The 26,026-nt window shown below is 69.1% G+C and carries 25 protein-coding genes and 1 pseudogene; 19 read left to right on the top strand and 7 right to left on the bottom strand.

Annotated elements, in window-relative coordinates:
* Window positions 1-90: 90 nt before the first annotated feature.
* Window positions 91-651 carry a GNAT family N-acetyltransferase gene (locus BHU15_RS06320; protein WP_069626260.1) on the top strand — a complete coding sequence of 187 codons (561 nt, stop codon included), beginning with the start codon at window positions 91-93 and terminating at the stop codon, window positions 649-651.
* On the opposite strand, the gene BHU15_RS06315 is transcribed toward BHU15_RS06320, so the two are convergent.
* Window positions 626-1,552: a helix-turn-helix transcriptional regulator gene (locus tag BHU15_RS06315; protein WP_023543441.1), complete on the bottom strand. Its 927-nt coding sequence runs from the start codon at window positions 1,550-1,552 to the stop codon at window positions 626-628. The two genes, BHU15_RS06320 and BHU15_RS06315, sit on opposite strands and share 26 nt — an antisense overlap.
* Before the next feature lie 160 nt (window positions 1,553-1,712).
* Here BHU15_RS06315 and BHU15_RS06310 point away from each other — a divergent pair, with 160 nt between their 5' ends.
* The gene (locus tag BHU15_RS06310) at window positions 1,713-2,633 is read left to right on the top strand and encodes an oxidoreductase (RefSeq protein ID WP_069626259.1); all 921 of its coding nucleotides are present in this window, start codon (window positions 1,713-1,715) and stop codon (window positions 2,631-2,633) included.
* Window positions 2,634-2,783: 150 nt separating this feature from the next.
* Here the strand turns inward: BHU15_RS06310 and BHU15_RS06305 are convergent, their stop codons facing one another.
* A complete protein-coding gene (locus BHU15_RS06305) occupies window positions 2,784-3,467 on the bottom strand; it encodes a glycerophosphodiester phosphodiesterase (RefSeq protein ID WP_079127940.1) in 684 nt (227 codons plus the stop codon).
* Window positions 3,468-3,729: 262 nt separating this feature from the next.
* Between BHU15_RS06305 and BHU15_RS06300 the strand changes: the two genes are divergently transcribed.
* The 4 genes from BHU15_RS06300 (at window position 3,730) to BHU15_RS06285 (ending at window position 7,898) form a co-directional block, all read left to right on the top strand.
* On the top strand, window positions 3,730-5,127 hold the full coding sequence (locus BHU15_RS06300; RefSeq protein ID WP_069626257.1) for a DUF6421 family protein: 1,398 nt from the start codon (window positions 3,730-3,732) through the stop codon (window positions 5,125-5,127).
* A 146-nt stretch (window positions 5,128-5,273) separates the two neighbouring features.
* Window positions 5,274-6,053 carry an SDR family NAD(P)-dependent oxidoreductase gene (locus tag BHU15_RS06295; RefSeq protein WP_401920189.1) on the top strand — a complete coding sequence of 260 codons (780 nt, stop codon included), beginning with the start codon at window positions 5,274-5,276 and terminating at the stop codon, window positions 6,051-6,053.
* Entirely contained in the window at window positions 6,050-7,120 is a 1,071-nt protein-coding gene (locus tag BHU15_RS06290) for a threonine aldolase family protein (RefSeq protein WP_069626256.1), read from the top strand. The genes BHU15_RS06295 and BHU15_RS06290 overlap by 4 nt, the downstream gene beginning before the upstream one ends.
* Window positions 7,121-7,205: 85 nt before the next feature.
* Entirely contained in the window at window positions 7,206-7,898 is a 693-nt protein-coding gene (locus tag BHU15_RS06285) for a B3/B4 domain-containing protein (RefSeq protein WP_069626255.1), read from the top strand.
* A 61-nt stretch (window positions 7,899-7,959) separates the two neighbouring features.
* Here the strand turns inward: BHU15_RS06285 and BHU15_RS06280 are convergent, their stop codons facing one another.
* Together BHU15_RS06280 and BHU15_RS06275 are read right to left on the bottom strand one after the other, a co-directional pair.
* Window positions 7,960-8,682, bottom strand: a complete 723-nt coding sequence (locus tag BHU15_RS06280; protein ID WP_023543448.1) for a lysophospholipid acyltransferase family protein — start codon at window positions 8,680-8,682, stop codon at window positions 7,960-7,962.
* A gap of 176 nt (window positions 8,683-8,858) precedes the next feature.
* On the bottom strand, window positions 8,859-9,275 hold the full coding sequence (locus BHU15_RS06275) for a DUF4395 domain-containing protein (RefSeq protein WP_069626254.1): 417 nt from the start codon (window positions 9,273-9,275) through the stop codon (window positions 8,859-8,861).
* Window positions 9,276-9,349: 74 nt separating this feature from the next.
* Here BHU15_RS06275 and BHU15_RS06270 point away from each other — a divergent pair, with 74 nt between their 5' ends.
* The 4 genes from BHU15_RS06270 (at window position 9,350) to BHU15_RS06255 (ending at window position 13,313) form a co-directional block, all read left to right on the top strand.
* Window positions 9,350-9,790, top strand: a complete 441-nt coding sequence (locus BHU15_RS06270; protein WP_069626253.1) for a TlpA family protein disulfide reductase — start codon at window positions 9,350-9,352, stop codon at window positions 9,788-9,790.
* 216 nt (window positions 9,791-10,006) lie between these two features.
* Window positions 10,007-10,801 carry an electron transfer flavoprotein subunit beta/FixA family protein gene (locus BHU15_RS06265; protein WP_078494437.1) on the top strand — a complete coding sequence of 265 codons (795 nt, stop codon included), beginning with the start codon at window positions 10,007-10,009 and terminating at the stop codon, window positions 10,799-10,801.
* Between the two features lie 73 nt (window positions 10,802-10,874).
* Entirely contained in the window at window positions 10,875-11,837 is a 963-nt protein-coding gene (locus BHU15_RS06260) for an electron transfer flavoprotein subunit alpha/FixB family protein (RefSeq protein ID WP_023543452.1), read from the top strand.
* Window positions 11,838-12,008: 171 nt separating this feature from the next.
* Window positions 12,009-13,313, top strand: coding sequence for a DUF6986 family protein (locus BHU15_RS06255; protein WP_069626252.1), 1,305 nt, complete (start codon window positions 12,009-12,011; stop codon window positions 13,311-13,313).
* A gap of 40 nt (window positions 13,314-13,353) precedes the next feature.
* On the opposite strand, the gene BHU15_RS06250 is transcribed toward BHU15_RS06255, so the two are convergent.
* Window positions 13,354-14,397: a LacI family DNA-binding transcriptional regulator gene (locus BHU15_RS06250; protein ID WP_069626251.1), complete on the bottom strand. Its 1,044-nt coding sequence runs from the start codon at window positions 14,395-14,397 to the stop codon at window positions 13,354-13,356.
* A gap of 183 nt (window positions 14,398-14,580) precedes the next feature.
* Here BHU15_RS06250 and BHU15_RS06245 point away from each other — a divergent pair, with 183 nt between their 5' ends.
* From BHU15_RS06245 to BHU15_RS06230, 4 genes are all read left to right on the top strand, one after another.
* The gene (locus tag BHU15_RS06245; protein ID WP_069626250.1) at window positions 14,581-15,564 is read left to right on the top strand and encodes an ROK family protein; all 984 of its coding nucleotides are present in this window, start codon (window positions 14,581-14,583) and stop codon (window positions 15,562-15,564) included.
* A 251-nt stretch (window positions 15,565-15,815) separates the two neighbouring features.
* A complete protein-coding gene (locus BHU15_RS06240) occupies window positions 15,816-17,174 on the top strand; it encodes an ABC transporter substrate-binding protein (RefSeq protein ID WP_079127939.1) in 1,359 nt (452 codons plus the stop codon).
* Between the two features lie 3 nt (window positions 17,175-17,177).
* Window positions 17,178-18,092: a carbohydrate ABC transporter permease gene (locus BHU15_RS06235; protein WP_069626249.1), complete on the top strand. Its 915-nt coding sequence runs from the start codon at window positions 17,178-17,180 to the stop codon at window positions 18,090-18,092.
* On the top strand, window positions 18,089-18,997 hold the full coding sequence (locus BHU15_RS06230) for a carbohydrate ABC transporter permease (protein ID WP_069626248.1): 909 nt from the start codon (window positions 18,089-18,091) through the stop codon (window positions 18,995-18,997). Before BHU15_RS06235 ends, BHU15_RS06230 begins: the two co-directional genes overlap by 4 nt.
* 13 nt (window positions 18,998-19,010) lie before the next feature.
* On the opposite strand, the gene BHU15_RS39080 is transcribed toward BHU15_RS06230, so the two are convergent.
* Entirely contained in the window at window positions 19,011-19,187 is a 177-nt protein-coding gene (locus BHU15_RS39080) for a DUF8839 family protein (protein ID WP_107422795.1), read from the bottom strand.
* Between the two features lie 660 nt (window positions 19,188-19,847).
* On the opposite strand from BHU15_RS39080, the pseudogene BHU15_RS06225 reads away from it, so the two are divergent.
* The 3 genes and pseudogenes from BHU15_RS06225 to BHU15_RS06215 form a co-directional block, all read left to right on the top strand.
* Window positions 19,848-20,264: pseudogene (locus tag BHU15_RS06225) on the top strand (ATP-binding protein); the annotation flags it as partial.
* A gap of 106 nt (window positions 20,265-20,370) precedes the next feature.
* On the top strand, window positions 20,371-21,105 hold the full coding sequence (locus tag BHU15_RS06220; RefSeq protein WP_218028046.1) for a transposase: 735 nt from the start codon (window positions 20,371-20,373) through the stop codon (window positions 21,103-21,105).
* A 70-nt stretch (window positions 21,106-21,175) separates the two neighbouring features.
* Window positions 21,176-21,970: a carbon-nitrogen hydrolase family protein gene (locus BHU15_RS06215; protein WP_069626247.1), complete on the top strand. Its 795-nt coding sequence runs from the start codon at window positions 21,176-21,178 to the stop codon at window positions 21,968-21,970.
* A gap of 208 nt (window positions 21,971-22,178) precedes the next feature.
* On the opposite strand, the gene BHU15_RS06210 is transcribed toward BHU15_RS06215, so the two are convergent.
* Window positions 22,179-23,627 (bottom strand): hypothetical protein, encoded by a 1,449-nt coding sequence (locus tag BHU15_RS06210; protein WP_255293038.1) that lies wholly within the window; start codon window positions 23,625-23,627, stop codon window positions 22,179-22,181.
* A 350-nt stretch (window positions 23,628-23,977) separates the two neighbouring features.
* Here BHU15_RS06210 and BHU15_RS06205 point away from each other — a divergent pair, with 350 nt between their 5' ends.
* Together BHU15_RS06205 and BHU15_RS06200 are read left to right on the top strand one after the other, a co-directional pair.
* A complete protein-coding gene (locus tag BHU15_RS06205) occupies window positions 23,978-24,694 on the top strand; it encodes a DUF4839 domain-containing protein (protein WP_069626246.1) in 717 nt (238 codons plus the stop codon).
* A 121-nt stretch (window positions 24,695-24,815) separates the two neighbouring features.
* Window positions 24,816-25,424, top strand: a complete 609-nt coding sequence (locus tag BHU15_RS06200; protein ID WP_174566064.1) for a DUF8548 family protein — start codon at window positions 24,816-24,818, stop codon at window positions 25,422-25,424.
* The last annotated feature ends 602 nt before the right edge of the window (window positions 25,425-26,026 follow it).

Genomic DNA, 26,026 nt, shown 5'->3' with positions numbered 1-26,026 from the left:
CCCGTACCCCACCGATCCGCGCCGCCGGGACGTGGGGCTAGGCTCGGGCGTGCCGCCCGCCCACGGCGGAGAATTCGGAGAACGCGCACCATGGACACCACCCCGCGCCCCGCTCCCGGTCAGCTCACCTACCGGGACGCCGCCGCAGCAGACGTCAAGCAGCTCGTCGCGCTCATCGAGTCCGCCTACCGCGGCGAGAGCGCCCGCGCGACGTGGACCTCCGAGGCCGATCTGCTGGAAGGCCAGCGCACCGACGAGCAGGGCGTGCTCGATGTGATCGAGGCCGACGGCAGCCGGCTCCTGATGGTCGAGTCGGACGGCGAGCTGGTCGCCTGCTGCCAGCTGGAACACCGCGGCCCCGCCGCGTACTTCGGCATGTTCGCCGTCGACCCCGGGGCACAGGGCGGCGGCCTCGGCAAGCGCGTCATCGCCGAGGCCGAGCGCCTCGCCCGCGCCGAGTGGGGCGTCGGCGAGATGCACATGACCGTGATCGTCCAGCGCGCGGACCTGATCGCCTGGTACGAGCGCCGCGGCTACCGCCGTACGGGACAGCTCACGCCCTTCCCGTACGGCGACGAGCGCTTCGGCATCCCGCAGCGCGACGACCTGGCGTTCGAGCTGCTGGTCAAGCCGCTGGACCAGGCCGGCTGACACCCTCGGCCGGCCGCGCCCCTTCCTCCTGACGAGGGCGGTGGGGGCCCGTCCGGGCGGCACGCAGCGACGCGAGCAGCTGGAGCCGTTCGGCGTCCGGTGAGCCGGGCTCGGCGGTGTAGACGAACATGACCGGGCCGGGACTGCCGGGGAGCGGGTAGGTGCCCCACTCGACGGTGATCTCCCCGACCTGCGGATGCCGGAACAGCTTCGTCCCCTGCACCGTCTCCCGCACCTCGTGCCGGGCCCAGAGCCGGCGGAAGTCCGCGCTGCGGATGCTGAGTTCGCCGATGAGCGTGCTGGCACGCGGATGTGTCGGGTCGGTGACGACCGAGGTGCGCAGCATGCCGATGTACTGGAGCGCGGTGGCCTCCCAGTCGGGGCAGCGCATCCGGGTCTCGGGATCGTGGAACAGCGAGGTGAGCATGTTCCGGTGCTCCGGCGGCTGCTGGTTCGGATCGCCGAACAGCTCTTCGGCGAGCGTGTTCCACGCGAGCAGGTCGAGATGCCGGCCGAGCACCACCGCTGGCGTGTTCATGGAGGCCAGCAGCTGTTGGGTGCCCTTCGGCACACGTTCGGGGGTGCGGCGTCTGCGGACACGCTGCGGCCGGCGCGCCGCCTGGGCGAGGGCGAAGAGGTGCCGGCGTTCGTCGTCGTCGAGGTTCAGCGCGGTGGCGAGGTCGTCGAGGACGTTGTCCGAGGGGCGTACCTCACGGCCCTGCTCCATGCGCTGGTAGTAGTCGGTGCTCAGCCCGGCCAGCAGCGCGATCTCCTCGCGTCTGAGTCCGGTGACCTTGCGCCGGGGGCCCGGCTCCAGCCCGACGTCCTCGGGGCGCAGCAGGCCGCGCCGGGCGCGCAGGAAGTCACCGAGCTCACGGGCGAACGAGTGATCGGGGGCCATATGGACAGTCTGCGGGTCCCGCATGGCCCGAAGGTAGGTCTGTCACTCCTAGGGAGAGGAGTACGACCGGGGATCGCCGGTCCCTTCCTACCGTTGTCGCCGAGCAGCCGTGCACACCACTCCTCATCCCGTGCACGCCCTTTTCCCAGGAGCGTCGGCCATGACCGAATGGACTGAACGTGACATCCCCGACCAGAGCGGTCGGGTCGCCGTCGTGACCGGCGGCAACTCCGGACTGGGCCTTGTCACCGCGACCGAACTCGCCCGGGGCGGGGCGCACGTCGTGATGGCCGTACGCAACACCGTCGCGGGAGAGCGGGCGGTGGCGGACATCCGGCGGTCCTTGCCGAACGCCGCGATCGAGGCACGGCAACTCGACCTCGCCTCGCTTCAGTCCGTACGCGCCTTCGCCAAGGGCATGGGTGACGACTTCCCGGCGATCGACATCCTGGTCAACAACGCCGGTGTACTTCACCTGGGTTCACCCCGCACCACCGAGGACGGGTTCGAGGCCCACTTCGGTGTCAACATGCTGGGCCACTTCGCGCTCACCGGCCTGCTGCTCGGCACCCTCGGCCCGGCGGCCGGCACGCGCGTGGTCAGCATCAGCTCCACCGCCCACCGGGGCGCCCATCTCGACTTCGACGATCTGATGTCGCGCGGTGACTTCAAACCCCGCCGCGCGTACGCCCGTTCCAAGCTGGCGTGCACCCTGTACGGCTTCGAACTCCACCGCCGATTGGAGAGGGACGGCTCACCCGTCGCCAGCGTCGTCGCCCATCCCGGGATCTGCCGCACCAACCTCAGCCCTCGGGCGTTCGAGGAGGCGGACCCGGTCTCGCGGGCCATCGACCGGGCGACACAGCTGATGTTCGCGCCGGTGCAAGCGGGCGCGCGGTCGCAACTGCACGCTGCGACCGCGCCCGGTGTACGCGGCGGCCAGTTCTACGGCCCCTCGGGCTTCAAGGAGTTCCGCGGCCCGGTCGCCCTGACGCGGCCCAATCCGGAGGCGGCCGATCCCGCGTACGGGAAGAAGCTGTGGACCGCCGCCGAGGCTCTGACCGGCGTCAGCTACCTATGACCGCCGGGACGCCGGACCTGTGTGCCAGCCCCCCCGGCACGGCCGAGAGGTCCGGTGTCCCGGCTCCATCCCGCTGTCCCGGCCCCGCCCGCCACGCGGGCAGGCCAGACCGGTCAGGGCTGCCGCGCCGGTCGGGTCGGCCGGGCCCGCTCAGGCCGTGAAGCGGCCGGTGCGGCGGATCTCCGGGAAGTCGGTGGTCGCGCCCTCCAGGCCCAGCGCCCGGACCAGCCGCAACTGGTCCGGGGTGTTCACCACCCACCCGATGACCCCGAGCCCCGCCGCGTGCGCGCGCTCGACGACCTCCAGCGTCAGACGCCGGATGTTCAGCGCGAGCGAGTCCGCGCCGACCGCGACCGCCCGGTCCACGATGTCGCCGCCCCAGCGGCTGGCGATCAGCACCGTCCGTACGCCGGGCACCAGGGCGGAGATCTCGGCGACGGCCTCGTCGTGGAACGAGGACACCTCCACCCGCCCCACCAGCTTCCGCCGGTGCATGACCTCGGCCAGCGCGCGCGCCGCCGCCACATCCTTGATCTCCGCCTGGAGCGGCGCGCCCACCGCGTCCAGGACCTCCTCGAAGACCGGCACGCGCTCGCCCGCTCCCGCGTCCAGCTCCCGCAGCTCGGCGAGGGTCCGGTCGGCGATCGGGCCCGTCCCGTCCGTCGTGCGGTCCAGCTCGGCGTCGTGCATGACGACGAGGGCGCCGTCCTTGCTCAGATGAAGGTCGAGTTCGATGGCGTCCATACCGGCCCGCTCGGCGTGCAGGAAGGAGCGCAGGGTGTTCTCGGGTTCGACACCCATCACTCCACGATGACCGATGGTGAGGAAAGTCAAGGCTGACTCGCTTCCGTCGTCGGCGGCTCCCGCGCGGCGCTGGCGCCCCGCGCGGCACGGCGGCAGCCTAACGGCCACCACCCGGGTCTGGACCCGTGTCGTACCCGTACAGGCCGGGGCCTGTCGTCCACAGCGTGTACGGCAGGAAAAACGCCCGTAAACCCAAAGCGAGGCAGGATAATTTGTCTTAGTCCCTCTTGTACGGGAGAATCGGAGACCGATACGGTGCTTTGACGCCAGCTTCTCCCGTGGAGGACGTGACATGACGGAAATTCTTGTGCAGGACCGACCTGGAGGGCGCGCGGCCGACGACCAGAAGGTGGTCGAGCACCCCGCGTGGACCGAGCTCAAGAACGCCGTCGAGGAGATCCGTCCCTGGCAGTCCAAGGACGGCTCCATAGATTTCGACTCCGAGGACGTGCCCGCGCGCACCTTCGCCGAGGTCACGCTGGACCGGGTGATCGCCGCCGTCGAGCAGCTGTCACCCCTGCTTCCGCACGACGCCGCCTACCACGCGGCGCTCGTCTCGGACCTCCGTAAATGGGCCGACAGCGCCTTCGACGTACCCGACTTCCTGGACTCGCTGCTGGCCTTCCGGCCCGCGGCCGACCGCGTGGACCGGCTCCAGCACCTGGTCGTCTTCCCCATGTACACGCAGAACGGCAACCCGGACCGCAACCTCGAAGCGGTCGTCCTGCGCATGGTCTGGCCCGAGTGGCTCGCCGAGCTGGAGCGCACCCGCTACGACAACCCGCTGTTCTGCGGCATCACCTTCGAGGACTTCACCTCCGGTTACGACACCAACTCCGCGGTCCTCTTCCCCGAGACGATCGCCGTCCGGCAGGCCCCCGAGCGCTTCAGCTGGGGCGGTATCTTCTGCGACCGCGAGGCCGCCCGCTTCCGCCGGGTCACCGAGGCCGCCGTCGGCATTCTTGGCGTCGAACTCCCCGACGACATCAGCGAGATGGTCCGCGACCAGGACCGCTGCCAGCAGGCGTTCGTGCTCTGGGACATGATCCACGACCGCACCCACAGCCATGGCGACCTGCCGTTCGACCCCTTCATGATCAAGCAGCGGCAGCCGTTCTGGATGTACGGCCTGGAGGAGCTGCGCTGCGACCTCACCGCCTTCCGGGAGGCCGTGAAGCTGGACGCCGACGGCGTCACGCAGGGCCGCGACGTCCAGTACGCGGTGCTCTTCGACCGGATGTTCCGCTTCCCCGTCACCGGCGCCCGTGAGCGCAACTACGACGGCCTCGGCGGCCAGCTCCTCTTCTCGTACCTCCACAAGCACGACGTCGTGCGCTGGACCGACAACACCCTTCGCATCGACTGGGACCGCGCCCCGCAGGTCACCCAGCAGCTGCTCGGCGAGATCGAGGACCTCTACCGGGCCGGCATCGACCGCCCGAAACTGGTCCACTGGTTCGCCGCCTACGACCTCGTCTCCACCTATCTGGCCCCGCACCCCGGATCGCGCTGGGCCAAGGGCCCGGACGCCCTCGACCTGGATCAGCCGCCGCGCAAGCTCGTGGACGACGTGCTTCCGGACGAGTTTCCGCTCAGCATGTTCTACGAGGCACTGGCCAAGAAGCTCAAGAAGGTGATCGCCTCGACCCGGGGCATCACCGCGACGAGCCCGGAGCAGCAGGCCGCGTGAGCGCGCGCACCGGCGCGCACACGCACGGCACGTACGACACGCACACGCACGGCACGTACGACACGCACACGCACGGCACGTACGACACGCACGACAGGCACGACACGCATCAGACGCACGACACGGACGAAGCGGGGGACACCGGGATGACGGAGAAGACGACCATGAGCACAGGCACCGGAGCGGGCGGCGCACTGGACGGGGCCGTTGTCGCGGTCGCCGGAGCGGGCGGCCCCGCCGGGCGGGCCACCCTGCTGCGCCTGGCCTCGGCCGGTGCGACGGTCGTCGCCGCCGACGCGGACGCGGCGAGCCTCACCGAGGCCGTCGACGCCACGCGCCGCGCCCACCCGGGCGCCACCGTCACCGGTGAGACCGTCGACCTTCTCGACCTGAGCGCCACCCGCGCGTGGGCGGCCAAGACCGAGAAGGGCGCGGGCCGGGTCGACGGCCTCGTCCACCTGGTGGGCGGCTGGCGGGGCGGCAAGACCTTCGCCGACACCGACCTCGCCGACTGGGACCTGCTGGAGAAGCTGCTGATCCGCACCGTCCAGAGCACCTCCCTCGCCTTCCACGAGGCTCTGCTGCGCGGCGACCGGGGCCGTTACGTGCTGGTCAGCGCCGCCGGCGCGAGCAAGCCCACGGCGGGCAACGCCGCCTACGCCGCGGCCAAGGCGGCTGCCGAGGCCTGGACGCTGGCCCTGGGCGACGACTTCCGCAAGGCCGGGGGCGACGAGGGGCCGCGCGCGGCGGCTGCGATCCTGGTCATCAAGGCACTGGTGCACGACGCCATGCGCGCCGAGCGCCCGAATGCGAAGTTCGCGGGCTTCACGGACGCCGGAGAGCTGGCCGACGCCATCGCCGGAGTCTGGGACCGGCCCGCCGGTGAAGTGAACGGAAAGCGTCTGTGGCTGACCCCCGAGTCATGAGGTCCCGTACGACGGCCGCGCGAGCGCACCACGACCCCGCCACGCGCGGCTTCGCCAGCGACAACTACGCGGGCGCGCACCCCGAGGTGCTGGCCGCGCTCGCCGTCGCCAACGGCGGCCACCAGGTCGCGTACGGCGAGGACGAGTACACCGACCACCTCCAGCGCGTCATGCACGGCCACTTCGGGCCCACCGCGAAGGCATTCCCGGTCTTCAACGGCACCGGGGCGAACGTCGTCGCGCTCCAGGCGATGACCGACCGCTGGGGCGCCGTGATCAGCGCCGAGACCGCGCACATCAACGTGGACGAGGGCGGGGCGCCCGAGAAGGTCGGCGGCATCAAACTGCTGAGCGTGCCGACCCCGGACGGCAAACTCACGCCGGAGCTGGTCGACCGGCAGGCCTGGGGCTACGAGGACGAGCACCGCGCCATGCCGCAGGTCGTGTCGATCACCCAGAACACCGAACTGGGCACCGTCTACACCCCGGACGAGATCCGCGCGCTCTGCGAGCACGCCCACGAGCGGGGCATGAAGGTCCATCTCGACGGGGCCCGGATATCCAACGCCGCGGCCTCGCTCGACGTACCGATGCGCACCTTCACCAACACCGTGGGCGTGGACGTGCTGAGCTACGGCGCCACGAAGAACGGCGCGATCTTCGGTGAGGCCGTCGTCGTGATCGACCCGGACGCGGTCCGCGCGATGAAGCGGCTGCGCAAACTGTCGATGCAGCTCAGCTCCAAGATGCGCTTCGTCTCCGTGCAGTTGGAGGCGCTGCTGGCGGGCGACCTGTGGCTGCGCAACGCGCGGCACAGCAACGCCATGGCGCAGCGGCTCGCCGACGGGGTACGCGCGGTCGACGGCGTCGAGATCCTGCACCCCGTCCAGGCCAACGCCGTCTTCGCGCGACTGCCGCACGACGTGAGCGTGCGTCTGCAGAAGCGGTTCCGCTTCTACTTCTGGGACGAGGCGGCCGGCGACGTGCGCTGGATGTGCGCCTTCGACACCACCGAGGACGACGTCGACGCGTTCGTCCAGGCGCTCAAGGAAGAAATGGCCAGATAACGCCCCGGTACTGGCGGTGCATTACAGTGGACCTCTCGGTGTGCTGTGATGCACCGCTTCCGTACGTCCCGAGGCAAGGCAGACGATGACCCTGACACTCGCCGTGTCGGACGAGGTGCGCACCCTCGTCCCCGGCTTCACCCCGCTCGCCGTCGAGGCCCACGGGCTGGTGAACGGCCCCAGCGACGAGGCCGGTTCGGCGCTGCTCGACGAAGCGGCCCGGCGGCTCGCCGCCCGTCTCGACGGGCGCGCCCCGCACGAGGACCCGCACATGGCCGCCTGGCGCGCGGCGTACACGGCCTTCGGCAGCAAGCCGTCGCGTACCCGAAACTCCGCCGAGGCGCTGGCCAGGCGCGCGCTCGCCGACGGCGGTCTGCCCCGGATCAATCTGCTGGTCGACCTCTACAACGCGATCAGCGTGGCCTATCTGATCCCCGTCGGCGGCGAGGACACCGACCGCGTCACGGGCACCATGCGGCTCGTACGGGCCACCGGCGACGAGCCGTTCCACACCGCCGCGGGCGGCGAGAGCGCCGTCGAGCACCCGGACGCGGGCGAGGTCGTGTGGCGTGACGACGAAGGCGTCACCTGCCGGCGCTGGAACTGGCGCCAGGGCGTACGCACCCGGCTCACCGAGGAGTCGGTGAACGCCGTCTTCCTGCTGGAGAGCCTGCCGCCGATGACCGGCACGGAACTCGACGCGGCGGGCACCGAACTCGCCGAGCGGCTGGAGAAGTTGAGCCCCGGGGCGCGCATCACCGTACGCCCCGCCCTTTGACCGTACGCGTCAACGGACCGGCGGTGACGCGTCGTGCCGTCGTCCGCCGGGGCCGCGCGGCTCAGCGGGCCTCGCGGACCTCGGCCGGCGTCGGAGCCGTACCACCCAGGTGCGCCGGTACCCACCAGGTGTCGTTCGCGTCCTTGGGTCGTACCGGATAGGCGCGCTGCGCGGCTTCGAGCAGTTCCTGCACCCGCTCGCGCAGCCGCCGGGTGATCGCGCCCGCGTACTGGTCGGCCGGGGCCTCCATGGGCTCACCGACGCGCATCGTCACCGGGATGTGGCTGCGCCGGAAGTTGCGCGGGCGGCCCTTGGTCCACAGCCGCTGCGTGCCCCACAACGCCATCGGGATCAGCGGCACCCCGGCCTCCTGAGCCAGGCGCGCCGCGCCCGACTTGAAGGACTTGAGCGTGAAGGACTGCGAGATGGTCGCCTCGGGGAACACCCCGATGATCTCGCCGGCGCGCAGCGAGTCCAGCGCGTGCGAGTAGGCGGTCTCGCCCTTGTCGCGGTCCACCGGGATGTGCTTCATGCCGCGCATCAGCGGCCCCGAGACCTTGTGCCGGAAGACGGAGTCCTTCGCCATGAAGCGGACGAGACGCTTCTGGGGGAGCGCGGTGAGCCCGGTGAAGATGAAGTCCAGATAGCTGATGTGGTTGCTGACGAGCACGGCACCGCCGGTACGCGGGATGTTCTCGGAGCCCTGAGTCTCGATCTTGAGGTCCAGCGCCTTGAACATCGTGCGGGCGGCGCCGACGACCGGCCGGTAGACGAGCTCTGCCATCTGGAGGAGACCCTTCTGTTCCCGGGGAGGGTTCTCCCGACGGAAGTTACGCAGCCGTAGGTTTTCGGCATTGGGCAGATCGTGCCCCAAACGACGCCTTGTGGCCAGTCCTGCCGACGGCGCGGAGCGAGATTCTCATCACGTCATTCCCGGGTGATCAGGGCGTTTGCCGCAGCTCAGCGCCGCGCGCCGGTCGTTCGGCGCAGCAGGAGGTACATCTCGCAGCCGAGGCAGTAGCCGAACGCGGCGTTGAGGAACGCGGCGGCCAGCGCGCACGCCGTCGCGGCGAGAGCGAGCCACGTGGGCCCCCACAGATGGCCGGCCAGGCCGACCACCGCGAAGACCAGGCCGACCGCCTGCGCGAAACGCGGCGGCTCGGGGGACTCGAACTCCGTGGGCGGTCCTATCCGGGGCCGTACGACGGTGCGGAACAGCCATCCGTACGGAGAGCGCCCGGCACCGGCCAGCGCGCCCACCGCGAAGACGAGGGCCTGCCAGCCGAGGAGCGCGCCGCTGCCGGTGACCAGGACGGCGGCCAGGACGGCGGTGGTGACGGCGGCGCCGAAGCGGGGGCCTCTGACATCAATGTTCATGGGGCCAGCATCGCCCAGGCCGGCCGGACGACGGCCGCGGAATATTTTGCGGTCGTGTGAACGCTGCACCGGGGATGACGACGACAGGACTCGTGGTGTGTGTGGCGGTGCTCGCGGCGGCGAGCCTCTTCGGTGTGCTGCACCGCCGCGTGAACGGGAGGCTCAGGGTGCGCGGGCGCGACGGTGAAAGGCGGCTCGGCGCGGCCGAGTTGGGCGTGGAGTTGGGGGAGCGGGCGACGCTCGTCCAGTTCTCCAGCGCGTTCTGCCAGCCCTGCCGCGCCACCAGGCGCACGCTCGCCGAGGTGACCGGCATGGTCGACGGCGTGGCCCATGTGGAGCTCGACGCCGAGGAGCGTCTGGAGCTGGTGCGCGAGCTGGGCATTCTCAAGACGCCCACGGTGCTCGTCCTCGACGCCGCGGGCCGGATCGTCCGCAGGGCGGCCGGGGCACCGCGCAAGGCCGATGTGATCGCCGCACTGGGTGTGGCCGTCTCCGGCGCGACACCCGGCAGTTGAGGGCACCCGGCCGGGAGTTCCCGGCCGTCGGGCCGACGGGGCGTTGGGAACGTCACAGTTCACGGTGGTTGCCCAGCGGGCACGAGATCGATGTACTGGCGAGTAATATTATGGTCGGTGCGCGGGTCGACCTGACCGGAAAACCCCCCGTCAGGCGCCTATGCTGCGAGCAACAAGGCAGCAGCCCAGAAATGACGACGCAGTAGGAGAGCCGGCGTGAGCTTGAGGATCGTTGTCTGTGTGAAGTACGTGCCCGACGCCTCGGGTGACCGGCATTTCGCCGATGACCTGACGCTGGACCGTGACGATGTGGACGGTCTGCTGTCGGAGCTGGACGAGTACGCGGTCGAGCAGGCGCTACAGATCGCGGGGGACTACGACGGTGACGGTGACGCGGAGGTCACCGTTCTGACCGTCGGCCCCGAGGACGCGAAGGACGCGCTGCGCAAGGCGCTGTCGATGGGCGCGGACAAGGCGGTCCACGTCGAGGACGACGATCTGCACGGCACGGACGCGCTGGGCACCTCGCTGGTCCTGGCGAAGGCCGTCGAGAAGACCGGCTACGACCTGGTGATCTGCGGCATGGCCTCCACCGACGGCACGATGGGCGTCCTGCCCGCGATGCTCTCGGAGCGCCTGGGCGTCCCGCAGGTGACGCTGCTGTCCGAGGTGTCGGTCGAGGGCGGCACCGTCAAGGGCCGTCGCGACGGCGACGCGGCGACCGAGCAGCTCGAAGCGTCCCTGCCGGCCGTCGTCTCGGTGACGGACCAGTCGGGCGAGGCCCGCTACCCCTCGTTCAAGGGGATCATGGCGGCGAAGAAGAAGCCGGTGGAGTCCCTGGACCTGGGGGACCTGGACATCGAGGCCGGCGACGTCGGTCTCGAAGGCGCGTGGACGCTCGTCGAGTCGGCCACGGAGCGCCCGGCCCGTACGGCGGGCACGATCGTCAACGACGAGGGCAAGGGCGGCGACCAGCTGGCCGAGTATCTCGTCAGCCAGAAGTTCATCTGACGGGTGCGGCCCACCGCCCCCGAAGCCGGTCCCGGTTCCTTCACGCACTCGCATTCGCAGGAGAACACATCCCATGGCTGAAGTCCTCGTCTACGTCGATCATCTGGACGGTGCCGTCCGCAAGCCCACCCTGGAGCTGCTGACGCTGGCCCGCCGCCTCGGCGACCCGGTCGCCGTCGCGCTGGGCGCGGGCGCCGCGGACACCGCCGCCACGCTGGCGGAGCACGGCGCGGTGAAGGTGCTGACCGCCGACGCCCCCGAGTTCGCCGACTACCTCGTCGTCCCGAAGGTCGACGCCCTCCAGGCCGCGTACGACGCCGTCTCGCCGGTCGCCGTACTGGTCCCGTCGTCCGCCGAGGGCAAGGAGATCGCCGCCCGCCTCGCGGTGCGCATCGGCTCCGGTCTGATCACCGACGCGATCGACCTGACGGCCGACGCCAAGGGCCCGGTGGCGACGCAGTCGGTGTTCGCCGCCGCGTACACCACCAACTCCCGTATCACCCAGGGCACTCCGGTCATCACCGTCAAGCCCAACTCGGCACCCGTCGAGCCGGCCGCGGTCGCGGGCTCCGTCGAGGAACTGGCGGTCACCTTCGGGTCCGCGGCCACCGGCACCAAGGTCGTCGCCCGCACCCCGCGCGAGTCGACCGGGCGCCCGGAGCTGACCGAGGCCGCGATCGTCGTCTCGGGCGGACGCGGCGTCAACGGCGCCGAGAACTTCGCGATCATCGAGGCGCTCGCCGACTCCCTCGGCGCGGCCGTGGGCGCCTCGCGCGCCGCCGTCGACGCCGGCTGGTACCCGCACTCCAACCAGGTCGGCCAGACCGGCAAGTCGGTCTCCCCGCAGCTGTACATCGCCTCCGGCATCTCCGGCGCGATCCAGCACCGGGCGGGCATGCAGACCTCGAAGACGATCGTCGCGGTCAACAAGGACGCCGAGGCGCCCATCTTCGACCTCGTGGACTACGGCATCGTCGGCGACCTCTTCCAGGTCGTCCCGCAGCTCACCGAGGCCATCAAGGCGCGCAAGGGCTGAGCCGGCGACAACTCGCAGGGGCCGCGCGGCAGTACACGCCGCGCGGCCCCTGCGTGCTTGCGCGCTCGCTTCCCGGTGCGCTTCGGGCGACCATTGACGGAGCCGTGATCACACGATTAACTTCACCATGCGGATGGCGTATTCCATATAGTGGAAAGTGGAGGCGTGGAAATGGGGCAGGGGCAGCAGGAGAAGGTGGCGACGAGCCTCGCTGACGAGGTCGGGGCGGACATCAGTGGCTCGCTCGCGCCGATCGACGCGGAACTCGCCCGCCGGTACCCGGGAGACCCCGGCACCCGCCAGCCCGTCCACACCGTCTACGTCCCCGCCGATGCCTTCGACGCGGGCACCGTCCGCTCCTGGGGCGACCAGGCACTCGCCGCCCTCGACGAACACGCCCCCGACGCCGCCTCCCTGGCGCGTGCCCTCGGCCTCTCCGAGGCGCTGGCCGGCCCGGTGTACGAGCGGGTGCGGGCCAAGCTGGAGCGCGAGCCCGTCGAAGATCTGCGCGTCGACTTCGAGGACGGCTACGGCGCGCACTCCGACGAGGAGGAGGACATCGCCGCCGCGCGGGCCGCGCGTCTGGTCCACGAGGCGTACGCCGACGGCACCGCCGCCCCGTACACGGGCATCCGGATGAAGTGCCTGGAGGCCCCCGTACGGGACCGGGCCATCCGGACCCTCGACATCTTCCTCAGCGGACTCATGGAGGCGGGCGGCCTCCCCGAAGGGCTCGTCCTCACCCTGCCGAAGGTCACCTATCCCGAACAGGTCACCGCGATGGTGCGCCTGGCCGAGGAGTTCGAGAAGGCGCGCGGCCTGGCGCACGGCAGGATCGGCTTCGAGATCCAGATCGAGACCAGCCAGTCCATCCTCGCCGCCGACGGCACCGCCACCGTGGCCCGGATGATCGGCGCGGCCGACGGCCGCGCCACCGGACTGCACTACGGCACCTTCGACTACAGCGCCTGTGTCGGCGTCAGCGCCGCCTACCAGTCCAGCGACCACCCGGCCGCGGACCACGCCAAGGCCGTCATGCAGGTCGCCGCCGCCGGCACCGGCGTACGCGTCTCGGACGGCTCGACCAACGTCCTGCCCGTCGGCCCCACCAGCCAGGTCCACGAGGCGTGGCGGCTGCACTACGGGCTCACCCGCCGCGCCCTGGCCCGCGCCTACTACCAGGGCTGGGACATGCATCCCGGCCATCTGCCCACGCGCTACGCGGCCGTCTACACCTTCTACCGCGAGGGACTTGAGCCCGCCGCCGCGCGACTCGCGGCGTACGTGGCGAAGTCCGGCGGCGACGTGATGGACGAGCCCGCCACCGCCAAGGCGCTCAGCGGCCATCTGCTGCGCGGACTCGACTGCGGGGCGCTGGACGCCGACGAGGTCACCAGGCTCACCGGACTCACCCGCGCCGACCTGGAGGGCTTCGCGGCCCCGCGCCGCGCGGCGCTCACGGTCGCGGCGCCGTAGCCCGGCGACGACCGGCGGCGACGACCGGCCGCCGCCGGGCCTACCGGTCCGCCGGCGGCGGCAGTTCGCCCGAGCCGCGCGCGATCAGCCGGGTCGGCAGCACCACCTGGCTGGGCGCGTCGGCCGCCCCGTCCAGCCGGCGGAACAGCCGCTCCGCCGCCGTACGCCCCAGGGTGGCCGCGTCCTGCGCGATGACCGTGACGCCGGGATCCAGCAGGTCCGCCAACTCGATGTCATCGAAGCCGACGAGGGCGACGGGCCGGTCGTGCGCGGCCAGTGCCCGTACGACCGTCACGGTCACCCGGTTGTTGCCGGTGAGGATCGCCGTGACCGGCTCCGGGGCACCGAGCATCGTGACGACGGCCTCGTGGACCCGCTCGGGCTCGGTCGTACCCAGCGAAACCCAGGAGTCGTCCACCGGCAGACCGGCCTCGGCCATCGCCGCGCGATAGCCGCCGAGGCGCTCCACCGCCGTATGGATCCGGGGCTGGTCACCGATGAACCCGATCCGCCGGTGGCCGTGCGCGACGAGATGCGCGGTGCCGCCCCGCGCGCCGCCGAAGCTGTCGGACAGGACGGCGTCCGCGTCGATCTGCCCGGCCGGGCGGTCGACGAAGACCGTCGCGACCCCGGCCTTGATCTCCGGTTCCAGATAGCGGTGGTCGTGACCGGCGGGAATGATGATCAGGCCGTCCACCCGGCGCGCGCACAGCGCGAGCACCAACTCCTGTTCACGGTCCGGGTCCTCGGCGCTCGACCCGTTGATCAGCAGCGCGCCGTGGGCACGCGCGACCTCTTCGATCGCGCGGTTCAGCGGACCGTAGAACGGGTCGGCGAGGTCTTCGAGCACCAGACCGATGCTGGCGGTACGGCCCTTGCGCAGGACCCGCGCCGAGTCGTTGCGGCGGAAGCCCAGCGCGTCGATGGCCTCCTGCACGCGCCGCTCGGTGTCCGGCGTGACGCCAGGCTCCGCGTTGACGACTCGGGACACCGTCTTGAGCCCGACACCGGCACGCGCTGCCACGTCTTTCATGGTGGGCCGATTACCGTAGCGGGGCTCATGGTGACGGGTGGTGTCGGCCACAGTGCGCTGTCCTGTCGTCGTTCGGTGGTTGTTCGGTTGTCATGCGAGGCTGTGGCGTTGAGCATAGGCCCTGGACAACGTTGTCAGGTGAATGGAGACTGTTCCACGAACCCGCAGGTCCTACGCGCGTCCGCGCCAACCCCCGCCCGCGGGGTCCTCTCGTCCACTGGAGATCCGACACTGATGCATACCGACCTCGTAGCCGCTCTCGACATCGGCGGCACCAAGATCGCCGGCGCGTTGGTGGACGGCGGCGGGAGGATACTCGTACGGGCCCGTCGGCCGACCCCGGCGACCGAGGACGGCGAGTCGGTGATGCGCGCGGTCACGGAGGTCTTCGAGGAGCTGGGCGCGTCGCCGCTGTGGGCGGGCGCGACGGCCGTCGGTATCGGCAGCGCGGGCCCCGTGGACGCGGCGGCCGGCACCGTCAGCCCGGTGAACGTTCCCGGCTGGCGCGGGTTCCCGCTGGTGGAGCGGGTCAGGCTGGCCACCGGCGGACTGCCGGTGACGCTCGTGGGCGACGGCGTCGCCATAACGGCTGCCGAACACTGGCAGGGCGCGGCGCGCGGCTACGACAACGCGCTGTGCATGGTGGTCTCCACCGGCGTCGGCGGCGGACTGGTTCTCGGCGGCAAGCTGCACCCCGGACCGTCGGGGAACGCCGGCCACATCGGGCACATCAGCGTGGATCTCGACGGCGATCTCTGCCCGTGCGGCGGACGCGGCTGCGTCGAGCGCATCGCCAGCGGCCCCAACATCGCCCGCCGGGCGCTGGAGGGCGGCTGGCGCCCCGGCCCGGACGGTGACACCTCGGCCGCGGCCGTCGCCGCCGCAGCCCGCGCCGGCGACGTGGTCGCCATCGCCTCGTTCGAGCGCGCCGCGCAGGCGCTGGCCGCGGGGATCGCCGCGACGGCCACGCTCGTGGAGATCGGGATCGCGGTCGTCGGCGGGGGAGTGGCGAACGCGGGCGACGTCCTCTTCGTGCCGCTGCGCCGCGCGCTGCGCGAGTACGCGACGCTGTCGTTCGTCCGGAACCTCACCGTGGCACCGGCGTCGACGGGGACGAACGCGGGTCTGGTGGGCGCGGCGGCGGCGGCCACGCTGGGGCGCGGGCCGGCCGCCGCGGCCCACGACAACCCGGCGCTGACCGCTCCGACCAGCCTGTGACGGCCCACCACCGGCCGTGACTCGCTCTGCCCGAAGGGGATATGACGCGCCGTCATATCCCCTTCGGCGTATCCGACTTCACCCGTGTGTCTTTGCGCGCGTTTGCGGTGAAGGCTGTTCGGCTCTGTTGGGTGAGAGCCGGTAACGGTTGTTCGGTTTCCCGTCAGAACCCTTGACGGCTCCCTCTCAGGGGAGTGAGATCCCAACCCTCGCGTTCGGTTGTGTTGGGTCGCACCCCTGAGGAGGGGGACATGTCTCAGTCTCCGTTCAACGGTTCGGCGGTACCGGCGAGTCTGTCCGGCCACCGGATCTCCCGGCGAAATCTTCTGCGTGGTGCGGCGGCCGGGGCGGGTGCGATCGCACTGCCGTCGCTGCTCGCCGCGTGCGGCGGCGGCCCCGGCGGTGACGGAAAGACCGTCACGATGGGCTCGAACGCCTCGGACCCGGTTCCCAAGAAGGCGTTCGCCCAGGCCTTCGCGGCGTACGAGAAACAGTCCGAGGAGAAGCGGACCGTCGACGTCAACACCGTCGACCACAACAGCTTCCAGGAGAACATCAGCCGGTATCTCCAGAGCAAGCCGGACGACGTCTTCATGTGGTTCGCCGGCTTCCGGATGCAGTTCTTCGCCGAGAAGGGGCTGCTGCACGACATCAGCGACCTCTGGGGCGACTACACCGGCTTCTCCGCCGCGCTCAAGGCCCAGTCGACCGGCTCCGACGGCAAGCAGTACCTCACGCCGTACTACTACTATCCGTGGGCGGTCTTCCACCGGAAGAGCGTCTTCGCGAAGTACGGGTACGAGGCGCCGCGCACCCTGGACGAGTATCTGGCGCTCGCCAGGCGGATGAAGAAGGACAAGCTGACCCCGATCGCGTTCGGCGACAAGGACGGCTGGCCCGCGATGGGCACCTTCGACTACCTCAACATGCGCACCAACGGCTACGAGTTCCACAAGTCGCTGATGGCCGGTGAGGAAGCCTGGACCGACCGGCGCGTCAAGGACGTCTTCGACACCTGGCGCGGCATGCTCCCGTACTGCCAGCAGGGCGCCAACGGCCGTACCTGGCAGGAGGCGGCGTCCTCCCTCCAGAAGGGCGAGAGCGGGATGGCCGTCTTCGGACTCCCGCACCCCGGCCAGCAGTTCGCCGAGGACGAGCAGGACGACATCGACTTCTTCGCCTTCCCCGAGATCGACCCGGCGCACGGCCAGGACGCGGTCGAGGCGCCCATCGACGGATTCCTGCTGGCGAAGAACTCCAAGAGCCTGAAGAACGACAGCACGATGGAGAGCGCCAGGGACCTGCTGTCCTGGCTGGCCACCGGCAAGGCCGAGGACGTCTATCTGGCGGGCGACCCCAACAACGTCGCGGTCAGCGAGGACGCCGACACCGCCGCGTACACGCCTCTTCAGAAGAAGGCGGTGGACCTGATCGCGGGCTCGAAGCAGATATCGCAGTTCATGGACCGCGACACGCGGCCCGACTTCGCCTCGACGGTGATGATCCAGGCCATCCAGAGCTTCATCAACGAACCGGACGACATCGACGGACTGGTCAACGGGATCGAACGGCAGAAGAAGACACTCTTCGCCTCCGACGCCGGCAGCTGATCCGTGTCCCTCCTCACGACACGCCGCACCCGGCGGCGCGGCCCGCGGCGTTTCTCCGCACGGGACCGCGCCGTCCTCGGGGTGCTGCTGGGCATCCCCCTGCTGCTCGATCTCGTCATCGTGTGGGGCCCCACCCTCGCCTCGGTCGCGCTGTCCTTCACCGGCTGGGACGGCATCAGCGACATCGAGTGGGTGGGCACGGAGAATTACGCGAACCTGTTCACCAACTACCCGCAGTTCTGGCCCGCCGTCCGGCACAACCTGCTGTGGCTGGGCTTCCTCGGTCTCGTCGCCACCCCGTTCGGGCTGCTGCTCGCCGTACTCATCGACCGCGGGGTGCGCTTCGGCCGCTTCTACCAGTCGACGATCTACCTGCCCGTCGTGCTCTCGCTCGCCGTCGTCGGCTTCATCGCCCAACTCGTCTTCTCCCGCGACCAGGGCGCGCTCAACGCGATCCTCGGCGACACGGAGAGCCCCACCGACTGGCTCGGCGATCCGGACCTCAACATCTGGATGGTGCTGCTGGCCGCGGCCTGGCGGCACACCGGCTATGTGATGATCCTCTATCTGGCGGGCCTCAAGGCCGTCGACGCCTCTCTCAAGGAGGCGGCGGCCATCGACGGGGCAAGCGAGACTCAGACATTCTTCCGCGTCGTCCTTCCCACCCTGCGCCCGGTGAACGTCATCGTCGGCGTCATCACGGTGATCGAGGGCCTGCGCGCCTTCGACATCGTCTACGCCGTCAACAAGGGCAGGAACGGCCTCGAACTGCTCTCGGTGCTCGTCACGGACAACATCATCGGAGAGGCGAGCCGTATCGGCTTCGGATCGGCGATCGCCGTCGTCCTGCTCGTCGTCTCGATGGGCTTCGTCGTGACCTATCTGGTCCAGGAGATCCGAGGGGAGAAGAACCGATGAGCAGCCACGCCGACACCGTCGCGCCCCCGTCCGCGCCCGCCCGCCGACGCCGCGTCACCCCCGGCCGTCTCGGCGTGCACGCCTTCCTGATGGGGGTCTCGCTCGCGTTCCTCGCGCCGCTGCTGCTGGCCGTGTACGCCTCCCTCAGGCCGTACGACGAGACCGCCGAGCGTGGCTACTTCTCGCTGCCCGACACGCTCTCCTTCGACTACTACCGGCAGGCGTTCACCGATTCCGGGATGACGAAGTACTTCGTCAACACCCTGCTCATCGCCGTACCCGGTGTGCTGCTCGCGCTCTTCCTCGCCTCGTTCGTCGCCTTCGCCGTGGCGCGGCTGAGGATGCGCGGATCGATCGTGCTGCTGATGCTGTTCACGGCGGGCAACCTGCTGCCGCAACAGGTCATCATCACGCCGCTGTACGTACTGTTCAACCGCATCCCGCTGCCGTACTGGATGTCCGACTCGATGACGCTGTACGACTCGTACTGGGCCGTCGTCGCCGTCCAGGTCGGCTTCCAGATGGGCTTCTGCGTCTTCGTCCTGGCCAATTTCATGCGCACGCTGCCCATCGAGATCCTGGAGGCGGCGATCGTCGACGGCGCGAGCGTCTGGGCGCAGTACTGGCGGATCACCCTGCCGCTGTGCCGGCCGGCTCTCGCGGCCCTCGGCACACTCCAGTTCACCTGGATGTACAACGACTTCCTGTGGGCGCTGGTCTTCATCTCCGACGGCGACAAACTGCCCGTGACCTCGGCCCTCAACAATCTGCGGGGGCAGTTCTTCACCGACTACAACCTGCTGGCCGCGGGCTCCGTCATCGTGGCCCTGCCGACGATCATCGTGTTCCTGCTGCTCCAGCGGCACTTCATCGCCGGCCTCACCCTGGGATCCAGCAAGGGCTGAGCGCCGTGCTTCGTCAGGAGGCCTGTTCTCTGGACTGCCGCGGCACCACCACCAGGAAGACGTCCGACTCCAGATCCATCACCACCTCGGCGGGGGTGCCCTCCCTGCGCCGCGCCCGTGCGAACTCCTCGGCGCGCCAGCTTCCGCGCGGGTCCCCGGCGGGAAATCTCTCCAGTACGTCCCGGTGCATCGCGTACCCCCTCGTCCCGTCCCGCTCCCGATATCCCGCTCCAACGACCCTCTGTCCGGAAGTGTTACGGCTCCGGCTGAAAACGCCCCATGGGACAGGACGCGCCACCGCCTCCGTAAGAGGTGGCGAACAGGCCACGGACCGGCAACAGCGGGGTGTCGACGGGGCAGCCGGAATCGGCCACGTGTTTCCACTGCCGGGTGTTGCGGGCAATCCACATGGGGCTACGGAAGAGGGGGAAACCGTGATCGTCTGGATTAACGGTGTGACCCAGAAAGTCGCTGGTCAGCGGCTTATCTGCTGAACTCCGCCGTGAGAATCTAGCTCTAGTTAGCGTTAGTTGGCTTTAGTTAGCCCTCATGGGCAAGGTCTTTCTCCCATTCGTCTCCCATGGGGGCAAGGGCCCCGCGCTAACGGACACTGTTGGCGAATATGGGGGGGCAAGCATGCCGTTGGCCTTCGTGACCGTTGGGGTCGTGAAGGCCAACGTTGTGTTTGGAAGGAGGGCGCCGATGTCATTGCGCGCTGGGAAGATCGACGGGCTGTCGGCGAGTACGGGCCCGGGGCCCGGTTTGCCGACCCTGTTAGTAGCGACGGGCGGCGTTGGTGACCCGGCCGGCCGCCGGGTCGGGGTCGAAGGTTCCGGCGAGGGTGAGCCCGGCCATCGCCCTGGCCGTCGCGGCCTGCCGGGCCGGCTACTCGATCTACTTCACCAGCCTCGACGACATGGTCCGCAACCTCAAAACCGCCGAGGCAGCCGGACGGCTGAGCAACAAGCTCGGCACCTACCGACGGCCGAGCGTCCTCGTGGTCGACGAAGTCGGCTACCAACCCCTGGAGCGAGCGGAGGCGAACCTGGTCTTCCAGGTGATCTCCAAGCGCTACGAAAAGGGCTCGATCATCCTCACCTCGAACAAGACCTTCAGCGAGTGGGGCCAAGTCTTCGGCGAGGAAGTCCTCGCCACCGCAATCCTCGACCGCCTTCTCCACCACTGCGATGTCGTCCCCATCAACGGCCCCAGCTACCGGCTGAAGAACCGTCTCAAGGCCATCGAGCGGGAGACCGAAGTCGCCTGACACCTCTGCACGTTCAAGCGTACGCAGCTATGCACTTCAACTCGTACGCCGACAGCAGGCCGCCGAGCACGGTGAGGGCGTCCCCGCAGTCCGCACCGCGGGGCACATGCTGCCCGGCCTGGTCCTGGACCTCGACGCCATGCTGATCACCTGCCACTCCGAGAAACAGCAGGCCGCACCCACCTACAAGGGCGGCTTCGGCTTCCATCCGCTGCTGTGCTTCCTGGCCAATACCGGCGAGGCACTGTCGGGCCGGCTGCGGCCCGGGAACGCCGGCGCCAACACCGCGAGCGACCACGTCACGGTGCTTGACCAGGCACTCGCCCAGATCCCCGATACCCACCGGCACGGCACCAGCATCCTCGTCCGCGCCGACAGCGCCGGATCAGCAAAAACCTTCCTCGGCCACATTCGAGACCTGCGCAAACGAGGAATCCGTACCTTCTTCTCGGTCGGATACGCCGTCACCGAGCCGGTCCGCCGCGCCATCCGGGCCATGCTCGACCGCCTGTGGCATCCCGCCCTGGACCAGGACGGGACACTGCGAGACGGCGCCGACGTCGCCGAGCTGACCGGGATGGTCGACCTGGACGGCTACCCGAGCGGCACCCGCATCATCGTGCGCCGGGAGAGGCCGCACCCCGGAGCCCAGCTGTCCCTGTTCGGCCAGGACGAGGGCCTGCGACATCAGGTGTTCCTCACCGACACCTCATATCCCGGTGGTGGGTCTGCCCAGTTCCTGGCGGTCCGTCACCGCGGCCATGCATGCGTCAGCTCGCCACCGAACTGCCCGCCGCTGTCCTCGCCCGCACTCTCGGCATCGACATCACCGTCGCCGTGAAGTGGCAGCGAGCCGCTGCCGGAGACTGGGCGGCATACGCAGCCGAGATCAGCCGCCGGAAGAAGGATTCATGAAGGCATCGCTCACGGTCGCACAGTTCCCCATCACCTGGGACATCAAGCGGAATGTGGAGTGGATCTCCGAGATCTTGGCCGAAGCCCGGCCCGACGACATCGTCGTCCTGCCCGAGGGCGCACTGTCAGGCTACGGGTCTGACCTCTCCGTCCTTGGCGACCTCGACACTCTGGCCCTGGCGCACGCCACAGACCGTGTCGCCGACCTGGCGCAGCGGAAAGCGGTCCATCTTTTCTGCGGCACGTTGCTCTTTGATCAGGGAGTCTGGAGCAACGCCGCCGTCTGCTTTTCACCCAACGGCGCGAGGTTGATCTACCGGAAGATCAACCTGGCGATGAACGAACGCGGCCGACTGGAAGCGGGGACCGACCTCTCCACCCTTGCCATCCCGATGGCCGGCGGGCATGTCAGCCTCGGTGTCCAGATCTGCCGGGAGATCCGCTTCCCCGAGCAATGGCAGCACCTTGCCAGCAGCGGAGCACAAGCGTTCATTTATCTCACCCACGCCGCAAATACAGCCGAGCCAGCTGGGGTATGGAGAAGCCACCTCATCAGCCGCGCAGCGGAGAACCAGCGGTTCGTCCTTGCGGCGAACGTTGCGGACCCTCACCAGCACTGCCCCAGCATGATCATCTCGCCGCGAGGAGAGGTCCTGGCCGAGGTGACCTCCGGCGACACCGCCGTCATCAGATCCACCATCGATCTTGACCAGTCCGGTAATTGGTACCTCGGCCAGCGGCGGCAAGACCTGCTGAGGCTGTCCTACGAAGGACAGGGCAGATCAATGTAAACGGTGCAAAACACGGCTGCCCACAGGCAGGCATTCGGAGGGTTCCAATACCCGAGCCCACCATTACACCTGCAGCCGGACGTGCACAAGGCCGTCCTCGGGGCCTGGGAGCGTATGGAAACCCCGCTCACGATCGCCGCATAAACGTTCTTTCGCCCCTGTCCTGTTGGCAGGGGCGGAGCCGGTTGCGTGCCGAATGCGGTTGTGATCACGAGTTCGGGTCGGTCGGCTGTTCCTGGGGGAGCACCCAGCGGCCGTCAGCGTCGAACGGCCACGGGTAGGCGTAGGCATCGACCTTTGCAAGCTCGCGAAGAACCTCCCGCCTGGCCGGGGGATTTGGCGGAGTAACAAGCGCGTGGGGCAGCGGGTCGAGCCGTGCGGCATACGCCTCCGCCCACTGCAGCCATTCCGCCTCGCCGGCCGGAAGCGGAGCGTTGCCGGTTCGAGCGCGGGCTGCCTGGCAGAAGGCGCGGATCTCGGCAGCCTGATTCCACGCACTCATCTGTTCGGCGAGTACCTTCGCGCGCTGCTGATCGATCTGCTGCTCACGTGCCTGTGCGATAGCCGCGTACCATCGGCGCCGCCGCTCGGCTTCGAGGAGTTTCTGCTCCCGGTCCCGGCGTTCGCCTTCAGCAGCGAGATGTTCGAGGTCCTGTAGGAGGTGTCCCAGGCGCGACTCCAGCGTCCAGCGGGCCCCGTCGCTGTGCGCATACGAGTGCTGGTACCAGCTCCTGGCGGGTGCACCGAGGGCGAGGCGTCCGTTGAACTCCTCGTCGTACTTGGGGAGCCGGATCCAGGGATTGCGCTCCTTTTGGCGTACCTCCTTCGGAGTCGGCTCGTGAGGGACTTTGGTCGTCCGTTCCGTGAGGACGAGGGGAAAGGCTCGGCCCCGGATCACGATCGCCAGTGTGTGTAGGGCCTCGCCGCGTTGGAGGTCGGTCTGAGGCTCAGCTGTGTAGCCGCGGTTCTCGGCTTCGGTCAGTAGCGCGTGCATGATCCGTAGGGCGCGGTCGGCAAGCGGACGCGACACATGCAATGGGATGGCCTCCGCTCTGCCGCGGGTGTCGACCGTGCCCTGGGAGCGGCCCATGGCTTTACGCGTCACACGGACGAGAGGGTGAGGCCGATCCAGAACTTCCGGCACGTCGATGCTCGGCACCGGAGGAGACTGCCTAGCCTTCTCGGCCTCTTCGTTGACCAAGGTGAAGACACAGTCGCCACGTTGGCGACCGTTCCACCGCACCTTGTGACCTCCCGGAACGTGCCCGTGGTGGAGTGCGTCGTAAAAGGCGGCCCGCCACCGTCCCCGGGTCCGAGGCGCCGGATCAGCAACCGTGATCGTCCCTGATGCCGACTGCAGACGGGAGACCAGTTCAGCCCCGCCGGCCGGGGCGAGCGCAGCTTGAGCACTGTCACCCGCCAGCCGCTCCTTCTCCGCCTGGACCTGCCGGGGATGCTTGCCGTGCTTGAGGTAGTAGCGGCCGTCCGCAGTCACCACGGCGACGTGACCACTGCCGCGCCAGGTCCTCTTAATCAGCCCTCGCTGCTCCAGCGCCCAGGCGACCTGTGTACGGCCGGGTGGAACGTGCACCGCATCGGAGACTGCCGCGAGCTCGCGCAGCAAGTCGGCCTGCGGCGCAGACACTGCGTACTTCACCACTCCGGCTCCACTCGAGGGTGCAGATGGGATTGTCAAGGTAGAGGGAAGGGAGGCGACGGAGGTGTGTTGGCCCCTCATACGGGTGGTGCCAAGGCTGAACTCGACCACGGCCGACGGCACCTGGTGTAAAGCCCTGCCGATCCTCCACAGGACAGATCTGCCCGGAATTTGCTGTTTGACATCGTCTTGGTGCCCTGCATCCGCAACCGAGACGCGCTGCTCAGGCGCGGCAGCGAACGACCGGTCGAGCAGGAGAGCAGGGGCCGAAGGCGACGCTCGTCTCTAGCGGAGTCATCTATGCTCGCGCCCAGTTGGTATGACCGGTTCGCTTCAGGGGGGAGAGCCGCATGGTCGATGAGATCAAGTACGAGTACAAGGTCGTGCAGACGGTTCGGGGCACCGACGGTTTGGTGATCTCGAAGATGCAGAAGGAGGGATGGGAGCTCGTGGAACAGCTCCCAGGCAGACTTCGCACCACCCTCAACTTCCGTCGGGCGAAGAGGCCACTTCCTTGGCGTCTGATCGGGGCGGGGGCTGCCGTCCTCGTGGTCTTGGCCGCCATCATCGGCACGGGCGTTGCGCTCGGCGACGGCGACGAGGAGAAGGGCGCGTCAGTCAGTTCGCCCGCCGCCAGTGAGAAGTCTTCCGCTACGCCGCCCGTAGACGAGCCGACCACCGCTGAGGTGATCACGGCGCAGAACAGTCCCGAGTTCGCCACGTTGTTGAAGGCGGATCCGTGTGGCGAAGCGAACGTGAACTTCGCCACCAAGCACGCGGGGCAGATGGTCGCCTTCGACGGGTCAGTCAGGCACATGGCGGCCCACGCGGATGACCAGACCCGCTACGACTTCCTTCTCGGCCCGGGCGACAAGGGGCCGCAGACGACGGATGGCCCGAACTTCAAGTACGAGGACGTCAACACCGGCAACCTCCACCTGACCGGCAGGGAGGTCCCTGCCACCATTGCAGTTGGCGACAAGTTCCGCTTCATCGCCGAGGTGATCGAGTTCAACACGGTCCAGTGCCTATTCCGCCTCGCCCCGGTCTCGACGGAGACCCGGTAGCCGAGATGCCCAGCCTTCCCATCGTGGATGAGCTTCCCGATGGAACGGCCCCCTGCTCCATCCATTCGAGAGTTTTGAACTTTCCCACCAGCTTGCCAGACGGCAGCGTCATCCTTGACTCATGCTCGCATCCAGCCCTACCCAGCGGCTCGCCGACCACGTTCGACATTCCCTTGGCAGCGGACCGTTTCTCCAGCCCGGCGGATGGATCCACATGGGGGCTGTCATCTGCGACGTCAGCTTCCAGCCTCGGTGCAACTACGAGAGGACTCTCCGACCGCGGCTCCTCCATCTGCAACTGAGCTGGGCTGATGCAAGAACAGTCCGCGGCTTCCAGCGCCGGCTCGTCACGGAAGACCTTGCCGTGGCCATGAAGTTCAACCACGCACAGAAGGTCGCGACGGCTCACGCCATCACCGACCTACTCGCTGCCGACGGGGTCGATACCCGCGAGGACCTTCACACCTGGCTCGATCATCAGGCCAATCGCGCCGCTCTGCGCACGGTGAAGGGAGTGGGGCCGAAGAGCATCGACTACATAGGCAATCTCGTCGGCCGTTCGCACATCGCCGTTGACGTACATGTGCGCGCCTTCGCCGTGGATGCTGGTGTTCCGGACCTCCCATACGACCAGTTGCGCGTCGTGTATGAGGAAGCCGCCGCGCTTCTCGGGCACGACAAAGGCGGGCTGGAGCATGCCGTTTGGCGGCATAAGTCGAAGGCCACGTAGCCATCCAGCGGGCCGGGTCGTTGTGGGTGCGGGTACTGCACGCTGATCGCTAGTCGATGATACGCGGCCGAGATCGCGGACCATGTCTCCGGTCTTCTCCTCCCACCAGCTAGCGAAGATCCTGCGGCGGCACCATCGAGGCCAGGCGGAACCGTCCTGTGGCCGGGGAAAATAACCGTGGTCCCGTGCATCGGGTCACCTGTTCGATTCGTTATGCAGGTGGAGTCGCGACCGACCTGCCCGTTCCCGGCATGCAAGGGCACCAGCGAGTAGTCGAGCCGGACGCCGTGGACGGGCGTTCAGTCGAGTGGACTGGACGCCCGTTCCGGTCATGGGGTCGGGGCGAATGCCAGCAGCGGAATCCGTGGGTCGTGCTCCGAGGCTCGACGTCGGTGTAAGGCTTGAACCACTCATCCCAGAGGTCGTCTTCGGAGAATCTGCTTCCAAGAAGGGTTGCGCCCTGTCGCTGACCTCGATCAACCCGCTTGGATGAGCGAGGAACTCCCAGTCATAGTCGAACCGAGAGGCGGGAAGAGTTTGGTACACCTCGAAAAGCCGTACGAGTTCGACGCCGAACTGGACCTGAAGGCGACCACGGCTCT

Origin of the sequence: Streptomyces niveus (assembly GCF_001723055.1) — a bacterium.
Taxonomy (GTDB): Bacteria; Actinomycetota; Actinomycetes; order Streptomycetales; family Streptomycetaceae; genus Streptomyces; species Streptomyces niveus.
This window is presented reverse-complemented; position numbering and strand designations above follow the sequence as displayed.